Annotated in this window: 15 protein-coding genes and 2 pseudogenes; 6 read left to right on the forward strand and 11 right to left on the reverse strand. The window is 52.2% G+C overall.

The window, feature by feature from the left end; genetic code table 11:
• The first annotated feature begins 49 nt into the window (after positions 1 to 49).
• Positions 50 to 205, forward strand: a complete 156-nt coding sequence (locus B348_RS1000000131015; RefSeq protein WP_081609242.1) for a DUF1289 domain-containing protein — start codon at positions 50 to 52, stop codon at positions 203 to 205.
• A 161-nt stretch (positions 206 to 366) separates the two neighbouring features.
• Here B348_RS1000000131015 and B348_RS1000000131020 read toward each other — a convergent pair whose 3' ends face one another.
• The 6 genes from B348_RS1000000131020 to B348_RS0115830 all read right to left on the reverse strand — a co-directional run bounded on the left by B348_RS1000000131020 (position 367) and on the right by B348_RS0115830 (position 5,201).
• Positions 367 to 834, reverse strand: coding sequence for a DUF411 domain-containing protein (locus B348_RS1000000131020; RefSeq protein ID WP_081609243.1), 468 nt, complete (start codon positions 832 to 834; stop codon positions 367 to 369).
• Positions 824 to 1,639 (reverse strand): cytochrome c, encoded by an 816-nt coding sequence (locus tag B348_RS1000000131025; RefSeq protein ID WP_081609244.1) that lies wholly within the window; start codon positions 1,637 to 1,639, stop codon positions 824 to 826. The genes B348_RS1000000131020 and B348_RS1000000131025 overlap by 11 nt, the downstream gene beginning before the upstream one ends.
• A gap of 9 nt (positions 1,640 to 1,648) precedes the next feature.
• Entirely contained in the window at positions 1,649 to 2,623 is a 975-nt protein-coding gene (locus tag B348_RS0115820; protein WP_017737047.1) for a copper resistance protein B, read from the reverse strand.
• On the reverse strand, positions 2,595 to 2,843 hold the full coding sequence (locus B348_RS1000000131570) for a hypothetical protein (RefSeq protein WP_177325337.1): 249 nt from the start codon (positions 2,841 to 2,843) through the stop codon (positions 2,595 to 2,597). The genes B348_RS0115820 and B348_RS1000000131570 overlap by 29 nt, the downstream gene beginning before the upstream one ends.
• Positions 2,844 to 2,855: 12 nt before the next feature.
• Entirely contained in the window at positions 2,856 to 4,775 is a 1,920-nt protein-coding gene (locus B348_RS0115825) for a copper resistance system multicopper oxidase (RefSeq protein ID WP_026136817.1), read from the reverse strand.
• Between the two features lie 219 nt (positions 4,776 to 4,994).
• A complete protein-coding gene (locus B348_RS0115830) occupies positions 4,995 to 5,201 on the reverse strand; it encodes a co-regulatory protein PtrA N-terminal domain-containing protein (protein WP_017737049.1) in 207 nt (68 codons plus the stop codon).
• A gap of 385 nt (positions 5,202 to 5,586) precedes the next feature.
• On the opposite strand from B348_RS0115830, the pseudogene flgB reads away from it, so the two are divergent.
• Positions 5,587 to 5,999 (forward strand): annotated as a pseudogene (gene flgB, locus B348_RS1000000131030) (flagellar basal body rod protein FlgB).
• Positions 6,000 to 6,116: 117 nt separating this feature from the next.
• Here the strand turns inward: flgB and B348_RS1000000131035 are convergent.
• From B348_RS1000000131035 to B348_RS0115850, 5 genes and pseudogenes are all read right to left on the reverse strand, one after another.
• Entirely contained in the window at positions 6,117 to 6,317 is a 201-nt protein-coding gene (locus B348_RS1000000131035; protein WP_081609245.1) for a heavy-metal-associated domain-containing protein, read from the reverse strand.
• Positions 6,318 to 6,428: 111 nt separating this feature from the next.
• Positions 6,429 to 8,785: pseudogene (locus B348_RS01000000130075) on the reverse strand (heavy metal translocating P-type ATPase).
• A gap of 2 nt (positions 8,786 to 8,787) precedes the next feature.
• Positions 8,788 to 9,063: a DUF2933 domain-containing protein gene (locus B348_RS1000000131040; protein ID WP_081609246.1), complete on the reverse strand. Its 276-nt coding sequence runs from the start codon at positions 9,061 to 9,063 to the stop codon at positions 8,788 to 8,790.
• Positions 9,064 to 9,156: 93 nt separating this feature from the next.
• A complete protein-coding gene (locus B348_RS0115845; protein ID WP_026136818.1) occupies positions 9,157 to 9,693 on the reverse strand; it encodes a plastocyanin/azurin family copper-binding protein in 537 nt (178 codons plus the stop codon).
• A 165-nt stretch (positions 9,694 to 9,858) separates the two neighbouring features.
• A complete protein-coding gene (locus B348_RS0115850) occupies positions 9,859 to 10,212 on the reverse strand; it encodes a co-regulatory protein PtrA N-terminal domain-containing protein (protein WP_017737053.1) in 354 nt (117 codons plus the stop codon).
• A 205-nt stretch (positions 10,213 to 10,417) separates the two neighbouring features.
• Between B348_RS0115850 and B348_RS0115860 the strand changes: the two genes are divergently transcribed.
• From B348_RS0115860 to copD, 4 genes are all read left to right on the forward strand, one after another.
• On the forward strand, positions 10,418 to 11,107 hold the full coding sequence (locus tag B348_RS0115860; RefSeq protein WP_017737055.1) for a heavy metal response regulator transcription factor: 690 nt from the start codon (positions 10,418 to 10,420) through the stop codon (positions 11,105 to 11,107).
• Positions 11,104 to 12,492 (forward strand): heavy metal sensor histidine kinase, encoded by a 1,389-nt coding sequence (locus B348_RS0115865; RefSeq protein WP_032864932.1) that lies wholly within the window; start codon positions 11,104 to 11,106, stop codon positions 12,490 to 12,492. Before B348_RS0115860 ends, B348_RS0115865 begins: the two co-directional genes overlap by 4 nt.
• A gap of 370 nt (positions 12,493 to 12,862) precedes the next feature.
• The gene (gene copC, locus B348_RS0115870; protein WP_017737057.1) at positions 12,863 to 13,246 is read left to right on the forward strand and encodes a copper homeostasis periplasmic binding protein CopC; all 384 of its coding nucleotides are present in this window, start codon (positions 12,863 to 12,865) and stop codon (positions 13,244 to 13,246) included.
• A gap of 3 nt (positions 13,247 to 13,249) precedes the next feature.
• On the forward strand, positions 13,250 to 14,188 hold the full coding sequence (gene copD, locus B348_RS0115875; protein ID WP_017737058.1) for a copper homeostasis membrane protein CopD: 939 nt from the start codon (positions 13,250 to 13,252) through the stop codon (positions 14,186 to 14,188).
• The last annotated feature ends 12 nt before the right edge of the window (positions 14,189 to 14,200 follow it).

Consider the following 14,200-nt stretch of genomic DNA (forward strand, 5'->3'; position numbering starts at 1 on the left):
TTTTCAATCGGCAGGGTGGGTCAGTTTTAAATCAGCGCCAACACCATGTATTTCCGTTTGCCAGCTGAACAGCGAACTATGTTTGAGTTGCGGTCGCACCAAGGAAGACATCAGAAAATGGAAGCGGATGAAGCGTCCAGAAAAGATGGCCGCTGTACAACGCGCGACCCTGCGCCTGAAAAGCCTGCAAAAAAAGCACAATTGAACGCCGCAGTTTAGGCCACAGTTGTACTGCGTCCTCCCTTGTTGCTGTCCTCGGCCCCCTTACGACTTCTTCTACTGCTTGAACACGTAATGGACAAAGCATTTCTCGCTGCATGGCCATGGTGGACGGTAGCCATGCAGCGTTAGATGGACAGGGCCAGATTAATTGCCGGGGTATTCAGCAAGGACCTGATCCGCGCCGGCTTTTGTCAGCCCGATTACCTGATAAGCATCATGTTTTCCGTTGACTTCCATGCCTGGAGATCCAGCCGGCATGCCAGGAACGGCGATCCCGAGAAGGTCGTCACGTTTGCTCATCGCAATGATTTGCTCGGCGGGCACGTGACCTTCAACAAACTTTCCATTGATCATTGCTGTGTGGCAGGACGAGAGTCGTGGAGCAACACCGAGATCCTGCTTGACAGCGCTCATGTTGGTTTCTACATGATCAACGACGGTGAAGCCGTTAGCTTCAAGGTGCTGGATCCACTTCTTGCAGCATCCACAGTTAGCGTCACGATGGACGTCGATCGTCAGCGACTCTGCTGCATGACCAGCTGAACTGATAAACAAAGCCGCGAATGCAGCGAGGCGAAGTGCCCGACCGGGACGAAGTAAGTTATTTCGCATGGGTATGCTCCTTCCCATCAGCGTGGGTATGAGTTTTTGGCTGAACGGCCGAAGTTGCAGGAGCGTCATGTGAAGCCTCCACAACCTGAGGATGGGCGTGTTCGGTACTTTCATCCTGAGAAGGCGCTGAGGCCGCCTCATGGGCATGGGCGCTGTTTCTCTCGCCATGATGGTCGCCTGCTTCGGCTATCTCTTCGGCTGCACCCGCATCATGATGCCCAGCGGCAGCCCCTTTTTGGCCCTCATGCTGGCCTTCATGGTTATGCATTTTGCTCTCGCCGCCACCGTGTTGATGACCATCGCTGCTGGTTGCTAGAGCGTTGTATTGCTCTGCATCCAATGAAGGCAACTGCTGGAGAAAAGCGACCATTCCCCAGATGTAGGGATCGGCCATGCTTTTACCCCAAGCGGGCATGCCTGTGGATTTGATTCCATGCTTGATGATCCAGAAAGCTGCGGCAGGGTTTCCATCAACGCCCAGTTTTGAAAGATTCGGAGGTGCAGGGTAAAGGCTATTACTTAACTCGGTTCCTGCAATACCCGGAGCCAGATGGCAACCGATGCACATAGCGTTGTAGTTGCCAGCACCTGCGCGGATGAGAGCTTCTTCGCTCAGGTCGGGGACTTTAATATCGCGTGAGCGCACAGCAATCGAGCGATCCCGAGCAGTGGAAAGAAGTGAGTGAACGGGGCCGAAATGCGGATCATCCGCCCCTACATTGATCACACCAAAATACACCACGCCGGCACCTATTATTGCGGCGACCACCCCGGCAGCAGTCAATGTTTTCAATGTTCTTTTCATGTCAGGCCCTCAAAACCACATCCGAATACCGGCGACAAATCGCGCCTCGTTCGCATCCTCTCCTTCATCGCTGGCCAGGTCTGCCGTATTGCCGTAGGAGCGGCTCCAGCTAACCCCAATGTAAGGGGCAAATTGGCGAACAATCTCATAACGCAATCGGAGCCCTACTTCGGTGTTTGCCAATCCAGACCCAATGCCGCGCTGAGGATCATTTTTTCCGTAAAAATTGGCTTCGGCCGTCGGCTGCAAGATCAGGCGATTGGTCAGCAGAATGTCGTAGTCGCCTTCCAATCGAGCAGCGGTTTGACCGTTCTCACCGATGTAGGCAGTCGCTTCGGCTTCAAAGTTATAGAGGGCTATGCCCTGAATACCGAGCGCTCCCCAAGTTTGTGGTGACCCGGGCTTGAAGTCTTGTCGTACGCCGGTGACGACATCCCACCATGGACCGATGGAGTGCCCCCAAAGTGCTGATAGTTCAGCGTTTTCCGTTACGCCATTGGTACGTTCGCCTTCCGAGCGCAACCACAGTCGGTCAACGTCACCGCCGATCCATCCTTTTGCATCCCAGGCCAATGCACTACCGTCGTCAGCATCCTGGTACTCAAACTTATCCAGCAGCATGAAGGAGTTGAGTTTTTTGTCGTGGACACCATGACCAGCAACATCTGGAAAGGCGGCTGCACGGTCAGCGTCGGTAAGTACGGGGACTGGGGTTCGACTGGTGGTAGCCGCCCCTCCATCCATACTTTTCATTCCGTTCATTTGCCCGTCATCCATACTCATCTTGCTGTGATCCATAGCCCCCATCTTGCTATGGTCCACAGCTCCCATTGAGCCGTGGTCCATCTTGGAGTGATCCATCTCTTCAGCGGCATGAGCCACGACAAAGAAAGCAGGACTGGTAGAGACTGCCAGTGCCATCAACGTTGGGCGTAAAAACTTACTGGTCATGATCTCAATCTGCCTTTTTGGTTTTTTGGTCATGATCCATCGACTCATGGTTCATCTTGCTGTGATCCATTGACCCGTGATCGGGCTTTGACTCGTTTGTCGTAGTTGCAGGCTTGCTCGTTGCTTTCGCAGGAGTAGCAGCTGAATGAACACTACTATCTTCGACTGCCAGCGCCACGGACGAGAGTCCACCCACCAAGCCGACGGCAAAGAGGCAGCCGACCAGCGATTTACGATTTAGGTATGTGCTCACAGATCGTCTCCTTTACTCATCAACCCGTACTTCACGGAACATGCCCATTTCCATATGGAAAAGCAGGTGGCAGTGATAGGCCCAGCGACCTAAGGCATCGGCGGTGACTCGATAGCTGCGCTTGGTACCTGGTGGCATGTCGATCGTGTGCTTGCGCACCATGAACTTACCGTTCTCATCTTCAAGGTCGCTCCACATGCCGTGAAGGTGGATGGGGTGGGTCATCATGGTGTCGTTCACCAGGGTGATACGCAGACGCTCCCCATACTTCAGACGAAGCGGCTCGGCGTCAGAGAATTTGATGCCGTTGAAGGACCACGAAAACCTCTCCATGTGACCGGTCAGATGAAGCTCAATGGTGCGATTGGGCTCGCGACCGTCAGGGTCTTGGAAAGTGCTTTTCAGGTCTGAGTAGGTGAGCACTCGACGACCATTGTTTCGTAACCCGATGCCTGGATCGTTTAGCTTGGGCGTTGGGTTCATGGCTTGCATGTCAACCAACGGGTTGTTGGTTTCGGACGCTGGGTGAGTCTGCATTTCGCCACCCATACTGCCCATCCCTGCCATCTTGCTGTGGTCCATGCCAGCCATGTTGGACATGTCGCCTTTGTCCATTCCCGCCATCTTGCTGTGGTCCATACCGGCCATGTTAGTCATGTCACCGCTGTCCATGCCGGTCATCCCGGTCATGTCACTTTGGTCCATTCCCGCCATTTTGCTGTGGTCCATGCCAGCCATGCCTGACATGTCACCTTGTTTCATATCGCCGCCGCCCATACCAGCCATGCTGCCATGGTCCATGCCCGCCATACCGCCCATACCCATGTCATCCATGGTCAAAAGCGGCCGAGGATCGATCGCAGGTACCTGTGCCTTTAATCCTTCGCGAACTGCCAAGGTTCCACGTGCATAACCGGTTCTATCCATGGACTGGGCGAAGATTGTGTAAGCCTCTTCGCTGGCAGGTTCTACGATCACGTCATACGTTTCTGCCACGGCGATGCGGAATTCATCGACGCTGACTGGTTTGACATATTGGCCGTCAGCCGCCACAACGGTCATTTTCAAACCAGGGATGCGGACGTCGAAATAGCTCATAGCTGAGCCGTTGATAAAGCGCAGGCGCAGCTTTTCGCCCGGCTTGAAAATACCGGTCCAGTTACCGTTAGGCGCCTGGCCATTCATGAGATAGGTGTAAGTATCCCCACTGACGTCTGCGAGATCAGTGGGGTTCATTTTCATTTCAGCCCACATCTTCCGGTCGGCCACGGCAGCAGACCAACCTTGCTTGCTGACGTCGTCGATAAAGTCGCCCACGGTACGTTTGTGGTGGTTGTAGTAGTCCGATTGCTTCTTGAGCTTGGCCATGACGCGACTAGGATCTTCATCGGTCCAGTCAGTCAACATCACCACATAGTCGCGGTTGTATTGAAAAGGTTCAGGCTCTTTCGAGTCGATGACGATTGGACCGTAAACGCCTGCCTGCTCCTGCAAACCAGAGTGGCTGTGGTACCAGTACGTACCGTTCTGATGCACCTTGAATTTGTACTCGTACATGCCATCGGGCGCGATGCCATGGAAACTCAAACCCGGTACACCGTCCATATTGGCGGGCAGAATGATCCCGTGCCAATGAATTGAGGTGTCATGGTCTAGGCGATTTTTCACACGCAGTGTGACCGTCTCGCCTTCGCGCCAGCGCAGCAAAGGTCCGGGCAACGAACCATTGATGGTCATGGCTGTGCGCGGCGAGCCAGTTATGTTTACAGGGGTTTCACCAATAAACAGATCAAATTCGTTACCGGTGAGAACGCTCGGCAGACCAGGACTGGTCACTGCCCATACAGGAGTGCGCCACAGGCCAAGGCCGCCGAGAATGCCACCAGCGGCCAGGCCTTTAACGAATGTCCGCCTAGAGGTTTTGGAATGCATGCCGTTTATGTCCGATCAGTCAAAAGGGAAGCCGTGCGAAACAACCAATGAGTTGCTCAAACAGGTGAAGGCGCTCTCCTCGGGGGTTTGTAATGAGCCCGAATGAGCTCGCTCGCCGTCACTAAAAACGAGTTCTTACGGCAAGCGAGCTCAGAAATTGCCACATTTGAACCACCACAGTGATTACATTTCTGTCAGCTTGGGAACGCAGCAAGCTATTCAGCAATTCTTGTGGTCCATCGCTTTGGCTTGGCTTTCTGCGATGGGAGGTTGGGTGCTTTGCTTTTGGGCTACTTGATACGATTCCATTGAATCATTCCTAGCCACTTCCATACGTGCGAACGCCCGGTCACCACCGCCTTCAGCCATTGCCAAAGAAGAGGCGGTCAGGGCTGCGATGATGAGCAAAGTTTTGATGGGATTCATTTGTATTTCCTCGGATGAGTATTGATAACCCCTCGAATCCACATCAAGTGATGATTCTTAGGGGAGAGCTTAAGGCTCAATAGGACTATAAGACTCATCCCCTGTCAGGAACCTTAGGTGAATATTACAGTTGTGTCAGGTTGCGATATTTTTCTTGAGGAACACGCTATTTAATCCGTAAGGTCTAGATCTTTCAGCGTCACACCGCTATTTACTGAGTATCAGTTTGAGGTGCGTAACTTTGTAAGCATCCGATAGCTTTCAAGGTGCAGACGTTTATTTAGTTTTTGCACTGGAACTGCATATGTGAGCCTGGATGCACCGCGTCAACATTTAAGTATTCGATGCTTATGGAAAATAGCAACACTACTGAGGGTGATTGAGTGTGAGTATTAATTTTGAGAAAGCGCTTGGCTCCGCAGAAAGAAAGTTAATTTATCGTAGTAAAAGAGCTGAAATCCTGAGTAACAATATCGCAAACGCTGAAACGCCGAACTTCAAGGTCCGAGACTTAGATTTTTCTACTGTGCTTGCAAGCCAGACAAAAAAACTCCTGCTACTCCGCTTTCTTTGAAAACAACAAGTGTAAAACACATTACCGAAAAAGAATCAGCAAGTGATATTTACGGAGGTGCTTTGCTTTACAGCACACCAGCTCAACCTGCCATTGATCAAAATACTGTCGATCAGCAGGTCGAGATCGCAAAGTACACAGAAAATGGAATACGTTTCGACGCCGCTTTTACTAGGTTGAATGGAGCATTCAAAGGTTTGCTCAAAGCTCTGCGAGGTAATTAGTAGCGCAGGGCTTGCGAGCGGTAATTGTGGCAGACGTGGCTGCTTTGGTACTCCCTGAGGGTTAACCAAGGGGAGCCCCCTGTATACGGGGCTCTGACCTTGGAAAGGTGCCAGCATTCAAGCGCTGATCAGGGAAGGAAAACCTAACGCCTCGACAGCTTTACGAACCTGCTCTGGGCTTTCGCTGCTTTCAACACTCACCTTACCGGCTGACCGATCCACGGAAACTGTAGCTTCGTTGTCCAGTGACTGAATCGCTTTGGTGATTTTGCTGACGCAACTGCCGCAACCGATGCCTGATACATCTAAGACGAACATGGTTATTCCTCTCGTGCTGAGCGGTCTCTTTTCACCGCACCGACAGCATCAACGTTGACACGATGGCAAGGTCAACAGTTATCTGTTTCGGGTTGTGAGTGCCGTTGAAGCTCAGTCAATTCGGGTACTCCTCAGTCTCAATGCATTGAAAACTACAGATGCAGAACTGACGCTCATGGCGATGGCAGCGATCATTGGCGACAGGAGATGTCCCGTCAGTGGATAGAGCAAGCCTGCGGCAAGAGGGATACCCATCGAGTTGTAAAGAAAGGCAAAACCCAAGTTTTGCCGCATGTTTTTTACTGTTGCGACCGAAAGAGCCCGTGCTCGTAAAATCCCCATCAGGTCGCCTTTTACCAGCGTGAGTTGCGCGCTATTCATCGCAACGTCAGTCCCTGTCCCCATGGCAATGCCCACATCTGCTCGCGCCAGGGCCGGTGCATCGTTGATACCGTCACCAGCCATGGCGACCTTCCGGCCGTATTGCTGGAGATCTGCGACCAGACGCTCCTTGTCCTGAGGTTTCACTTCACCGTGGACTTCATCAATCCCCATCTCCCTGGCGACAGCCCGAGCGGTGGTGAGCCCGTCGCCAGTAGCCATGATGATTTTGATGTCATCAGCCTTGAGCTTGGTGACTGCTTCTTTGGAGGTCAGCTTAATTGGATCTGATACTGCCAACAACCCTGCCAATACCCCGTCGACTGCAAGGTAGATGATGCTGATGCCGTCAAGTCGCAACAACTCTGCACGCTCTTGTAGGGGCTTGGTCCTCACGCCTGCGGCTTCCATCAACGCGGTGTTCCCAAGCTGGATCTTCTTGCCATCAACGATGCCAGTGACCCCGATACCTGAACCAGACTCAAAGGATTCTGGCTTGGTGAGCTTAATGTTCTCGGTTCGGGCGTGATCGACGATTGCATGAGCCAAGGGATGTTCGCTGCCCTGGTCAAGGCTGGCAGCCAGCTGAAGAACATCGTGGGGATTGAAGCTGGGTGTGGCCTCCACACTGTGAAACACTGGCCGTCCCTCTGTCAGGGTGCCTGTCTTATCGACAATCAGCGTGTCGATTTTGCAAAGGTTTTCGATGGCACTGGCATCCCTGAACAGCACACCCATGCTGGCCGCTTTACCTGTCGAAACCATGATCGACATGGGCGTAGCAAGACCCAACGCACAGGGGCAAGCGATGATCAGCACGGCGACAGCGTTGATCAGACCAAACACCCAACTGGGCTCAGGGCCAAAAAGCCCCCAACCGACAAATGTCAGTATCGCAATCGTGATAACACCCATCACAAAGTAGCCAGCAATCGAGTCGGCCATTCGTTGCATTGGTGCTTTGGAGCGCTGAGCCCGAGCGACCATCTGTACGATCTGTGACAGCATGGTCTCGGCGCCGACCTTCTGCGCCTTCATTACCAAGCTCCCATGTGTATTCAGCGTGGCGCCGATCAGGCTATCTCCAGCTCTCTTCATTAGCGGCACTGGCTCGCCAGTGAGCATGGACTCATCCACCGCACTTTCACCCTCCAGTACTGAACCATCAACTGGCACCTTTTCACCTGGCCTGACCCGCAAGTAGTCTCCTAGGTGAACATGGGTGAGAGGAATGTCTTCCTCTTGGCCATCGGCATTAATCCGGCGTGCGGTTTTGGGCGATAGACCGAGAAGGGACTTAATGGCTGCGGAAGTTTGCGATCGGGCCTTGAGCTCAAGAATCTGCCCAAGCAAGGTGAGCGAGATGATGACCGCGGCGGCTTCGAAGTAGACGCCGATACGTCCATCTTGCATAAAGGTAGCGGGAAAGCTTTGGGGTAAGAACGTTGCCATGACGCTGTAAAGGTAGGCTGCGGCGGTACCCAAACCTATCAAAGTCCACATGTTTGGACTGCGATTTCTAACAGAGGCTATGCCCCTTACAAAAAAGGGCCAACCTGCCCATAAAGTCACCGGTGTCGCCAGAGCGAACTCGATCCAGTTTTGGATCGAGCCATGGAGGAGTTGTAGCGAGTGTCCCGCCATGGCGAGCACGGTCACTATCACGGTTAATGGCAGCGACCACCAAAAGCGGCGGGGAAATCCCGGAGTTCAGGATTTTCTTCTTCATCGAGCGCGGGCATGACCGGCTCTAATGTCATGCCACATTTAGGGCAGTTGCCGGGTCCGGGCTGGCGTATTTCCGGGTGCATCGGACAGGTAAACTCAGTGCCTGTTTGTACCGCAGACTCTGGAGTGGTGACGCGGGATTCGGCGCTCGAAACATTACCGCTGAAGCGTTCAGGATCAGCTCGAAACTTCTCCTGGCATTTCAGGCTACAGAATCGATACGTCTGTCCCTGATAAGACTCACCAAATTCACTTGATGAAGTGACTGCCATTCCGCACACCGGGTCACGTAGATCATCGTCATTGAGCGGAGCAGCATGGGCGTGACTGTGGTCGTGGTGGCTCGATATGGTAGTCATGGCTATTTCCCTTCTTCGTCCTTGTGGGTTGCTGCCTGATCGCCATGGCTATGTCCGCCATGTCCATGTCCATGTCCATGTCCATGTCCATGTCCAAAAAAATGCATCAATGGACAGATCAACAGAATTAGATAAGGCCAAAATGGATAAACGTGGCTGAAATGCTCCCGCAACACGTAGAAGGCACCAATCGCAATGAGCATGATTAGTACAACGCCTGTTTTGCGCCTCCAAAATGGTGCGGTGGTGTTTCCATCCGGATGTTGATGGTTATTCATGATCTAAACTCCACTGTGTAAGTGTTGCTGTGATCTCTGCGACAGAGCGTAGCCAACTCGTGCGTCGAAGCGGTGTTAGCAGCCAGATCCGGCTTACTTCAGGTCAAACGGACCAACCATCCCTGACTGATAATGCCCTGGCACGTTGCAGGCAAACTGAAGGCCTGTGCTGTTGTTGAAGGTCCAGATCAGCTCTTGGGTTGCGCCAGGCTCAATCAGGACGCTGTTCGGGTCGTTGTGTTGCATTCCGACCATCTTCATTCCACCCATGCTGTGGCTCATACCGCTCATCGTTTTCCCGGTACCGGTGGGGTTAAGCGTTCCGTTCTGGAACATGCTTGCCATTTCTTTTTGGTGTGCTGCATGAGCAGCGGCTTTGCCGATGTTGAACTCGTGCAGCAGCGAACCCTCATTGCGAAGGACAAATCGAATAGTTTCACCAGGCTTTATGTCGATGCTTTCAGGTTTGAAGAAAATATCGCCCATTTCGACCTCCACCGTACGGGTAACCTCAGAGGCGACTCCAGGCTGGCCGATGTCCTCTTTCCCATGCCCTGCGCTGGCCATAGCCGTAGCACCGAAGAGTAGAGTGATTGCTGCGATGACAGGGGTAACGAGCTTAGCTTTCATAGTGACCTCGAGAGTAAGTGTGGGAGCACTGGCTATGCTAAAGACACGGAGCTGCCAGTTAACTGACCTGAACACTACATTTCTGTCAGTTTTCGAAATAAATACGGCGTCCAGATGACGCCGCATTCAACAAGACTTTTCAAAAAGCTCTTTTCAGCGAGTTGCTCACTGGTGGTTCTCTGAAAGCATCAATTTGTGCTCGCGCTGCATTTGGCTCAAAACGTCATCGACGATTTTGTCGTGCTTTTCCATCCAGGCGAGGTGCTGCTGAGGTGACATTGAGGCGTCTGGATGATCTTTATGGAGTTGGCTCATGAGCTCTCCCAGCATCTTCATATGCTCGGTCATGTGGACATGACGCTGACCTTCAGGGGCTTTTTCAGCTTGTATCAGGACTGCTTCTGCCTTGTTGCGCAGACCTTCCATACGCTCTATCACCCGGTCTCCGCCACTTTCAGCCCATACAGAAGCTGAGACGAGTATTGAGCTCACAAAAAACAGCATTTTCAGGCGATTCATGGGGCAACTCCTTATGGAATTGTTTTCCGGCTCCCAAACGTTTCATGCTGAAGAGTCGGTCGAGCACCAGGAAGTACTCATGCTTGAACCCTAGACAGCGCTTGCTGACATCTACCTGAAGCCAATATTACTTTTCTGTCAGTTGCTGGTTGGCTGGCGTGTTTCGTTGCAGACTGCGCTTCATCATTATCCGAGAGCCACCCTCATGAGACTTCTGGTTGCTGAAGACGAACCCAAAATAGGTATCTATTTGGAGCAAGGACTCACGGAGGCGGGGTTCAATGTGGATCGCTTTACCAATGGCCAAGTGGCGCTTCAGCACGCTTTGAGCGAGGCCTATGACCTGCTGATTCTAGACGTCATGATGCCTGGGCTGGATGGCTGGGAAGTACTTCAGAAGGTTCGTGCATCCGGAAAAGATGTTCCCGTGCTCTTCCTCACGGCGCGAGACCGCGTTGAAGATCGAGTGAAAGGACTTGAACTCGGGGCAGATGATTACCTGATCAAACCCTTCGCATTTTCTGAACTGTTGGCTCGCGTCAGAACGTTGCTACGTCGGGGTAACGGCGCTCCCTCGCAAACCTATATGAAATTGGCTGATCTGGAGGTGGACCTGCTCAAGCGTCGGGCCATTCGTGGAGGGAAGCGCATAGACCTTACGGCCAAAGAGTTTGCATTGCTTGAGCTGTTGCTAAGACGTCGAGGGGAGGTGCTGCCAAAGTCACTTATCGCCTCCCAGGTTTGGGATATGAACTTTGACAGCGATACCAACGTTATCGAGGTTGCAGTGAGAAGGTTGAGGGCCAAGATAGATGACGATTTTGAGGTCAAGTTGATTCATACCTCAAGGGGAATGGGTTACATGCTCGACGCACCTGATTCGGAGTCGGAATGAACCGAATGTCCCTGACGACTCGCATGAGTCTGATGTTCATGCTCGCGGTAACGGCCGTGCTCACGGTCGCCGGACTCAGTTTCAATAACCTCAGCCGGCATCATTTCAAGATGCTGGATCAGCAGGCATTGAACGAAAAGCTCCACTCGACCCAGAGAATTTTGTCCGGGTTGAACAGCATCGATCAATTCAGCGAATTTAAGCCTGAGCTGGAAGCGCTTCTGGGTGCTCACCGTGATTTGACGGCCCTAATAATCGATGGTGACGGCAAGCTGCTGTTTGCTGATCCCGGTCCGGTAGATATTCCGAAGGAGTTCCGCACAACCACAAACAACAACGTCTGGGAGTGGCGGGAGCAAGAGCAGATGTTCCGTGGCGTGACGGCACAAGCCGTTGTGACGGGACAAGACAAGCCGTTGACAGTCATTTTGATCTTTGACGTTACTCAGCATATGTCCTTTTTCGAGACGCTTGAACGCTGGTTTTGGATAGGGTTGGTGATCAGCGCATTGGTCAGTGCTGCACTCGGCTGGATGGTAGCAAGCAGTGGCATGCGGCCTATTCGCCAGGTCACGCGGGTCGCTGCCTCAATGTCAGCAAAATCACTCAAAGAGCGCATCCCCTTAGCACCCGTTCCCAAAGAACTTCAGCAAATGGTGCTGTCGTTTAACGCAATGTTGTCCAGGCTCGACGATGCATTTGTCCGGTTATCGAACTTTTCCGCAGACATTGCCCACGAACTACGGACCCCCGTGAGCAACTTGATGACCCACACCGAAGTGGTGCTTTCTAGAAAAAGGAACATCGAGGACTACGAAGACAATCTGTACTCAAATCTTGATGATTTGAAGCGTATGGGGCGAATGATCGATGACATGCTTTTTCTGGCGAAGTCTGACAATGGTCTGATCACGCACGAGAACAAACCGATAGACTTGGTGGAAGTCGTAGAGAAATTGCTCGAATACTACCGCCTGTTGGCAGATGAGCGAGGCATTGAGCTCACAGTTTCAGGAAGGGGCAGTGTTCGAGGCGATGTTCTTATGCTCCACAGAGCCATTTCTAATCTGCTCTCAAATGCGCTGCGCTACACCCATGAAGGGAAGTCCATCAGTGTCGATATTCAGCAGAAGGAGATGTCGGTATTGGTCGTTGTGGAGAACCATGGAGAGCCCATTGCTCCCGAACACCTTGAAAAGCTGTTCGATCGCTTTTACCGCGTGGACCCAGCTCGGCGAGAAGGCAGTCCAAGCAACGCGGGGCTAGGTCTGTCAATTACCCGATCAATAATTGAAGCGCATGATGGCAAGATATGGTGTACGTCCTTTGATGGAAAAACGGCCTTTCATCTAGAGTTTCCTAGTGTTGACTTGAAGGTCAGCTGATCAGCGGCGCATTTGTGATCAACGGCAATCTCTCAGCCTGCGCCCCACGTTCCACTTTCGTTATTTTTGAATGGGTGAAAACCCTAGTATCGCGGGCACGCGGTCTCGTCTTTAAGTCTCGCTACGCCCGCCAATTCGAGGCCAAACACCGCGTCAAGCTGACTGAAATGTAATCGAACAGTTTGCGTTCGTGTGGCATCGTGTTCTTGCACTGTGACGTTGGGGCCTAGTGAGTTTCTCGTGTTCAACCTGCCCTAGAACACGGAGGCTACTAGCTAATCATCAGTGGTTTTAACAAGAATCGAAAAGTAAAAACTAGATATTCCCAAACAAACCTCGAATCAACAGCTCTTGCTGTGAGGAGTCTTGCATGTCATTCCTTAAAACTACGACCGTAGCTGTTGCACTTACCGCTGGTTTGCTTCTGAGTGCAGTTGCTCAAGCACATCCAAAGCTCCTTTCTTCCACTCCGGCAGAAGGCTCGGATGCGGCGGCCCCTTCGAAAATTGAACTGCACTTTTCTGAGAATCTCACCACTCAGTTTTCCGGTGCAAAACTGATCATGACCGATATGCCTGGCATGCCGAACTCCCCAATGGGTGTTAAGGCCGCCGTCGCTGGTGGCGGTGATCCGAAAACGATGGTGATTACACCGGCAGCACCTCTGACCACCGGTACCTACAAAGTCGAATGGCGTGCTGTCTCCTCGGACACTCACCCGATCACCGGCAACTTCTCATTTAAAGTGAAATGATTTATGAGCGACTCAATAAATATTGTGGTTCGCTTTGCTCTCTATTTCGACCTGATGTTGTTATTCGGATTAGCAATTTTCGGCTTATACAGCCTCAGGGGAAAGGAAAGAGTATCGGGCACGGTCTTGAATTTTGAGTCGCTTCTTTACGGTACTTCTGTTGCAGGTGTAGCCCTATCCCTTGTCGCCATGTTGTTGCTTGCGAAAGCAATGAGCGGTGTGTCGGAGCTTATGGAGCTACATCACCATATTTTTGAAATGGTCCTCATGGGGACCGACGTCGGGTTGACCTGGATGGTCCGAATAGCTGCCTTGGTGATGGCAATTATTGGCGTCGCGTTGAACAAGCGATTTCCGACAGCCAGTCTCTGGATCGTCACCGTATGCGGAGCGATTGCGTTGGCGACGTTGGCTTGGACAGGGCACGGTGCCATGGATGAAGGCAGCCGACGCTACTGGCATTTCATCACCGATATATTCCATCTTTTAGCCGCAGGTGGCTGGTTGGGTGCTCTATTGGCATTCGCTCTACTACTGCGGTTGAAATCGCTAAAGGGCGAACAAGAAGCTCGAATTCTTGCGAGGGTGCTGACTGGTTTTGAATCGGCCGGCGCTGTGATCGTAGTGATCATAAGCATCACAGGCGTAGTGAATTATCTGTTTGTCGTCGGTCCAAATCTCGATGAAGTGATGCTCAGTACGTACGGTGTACTGCTGTTTTTGAAGGTCCTGCTCTTTGCCGGGATGATCGTGTTAGCCACGCTGAACCGCTTTCACCTAAGTCCGGTATTGGAGCGGTCAGTTCGAAATGGAGAGTACTCTGCCGCGGTCAATGCCTTGCGCCGCAGCATGACACTCGAGTTTTTAATGGCAGTCATCATAATTTGCCTTGTCGCATGGTTAGGCACTTTAAGTCCGGAAATGGAAATGAGCGCGGAATAGAGGTTGGTGACA

It is taken from the genome of Pseudomonas sp. CBZ-4 (assembly GCF_000346755.1).
Taxonomy (GTDB): Bacteria; Pseudomonadota; Gammaproteobacteria; order Pseudomonadales; family Pseudomonadaceae; genus Aquipseudomonas.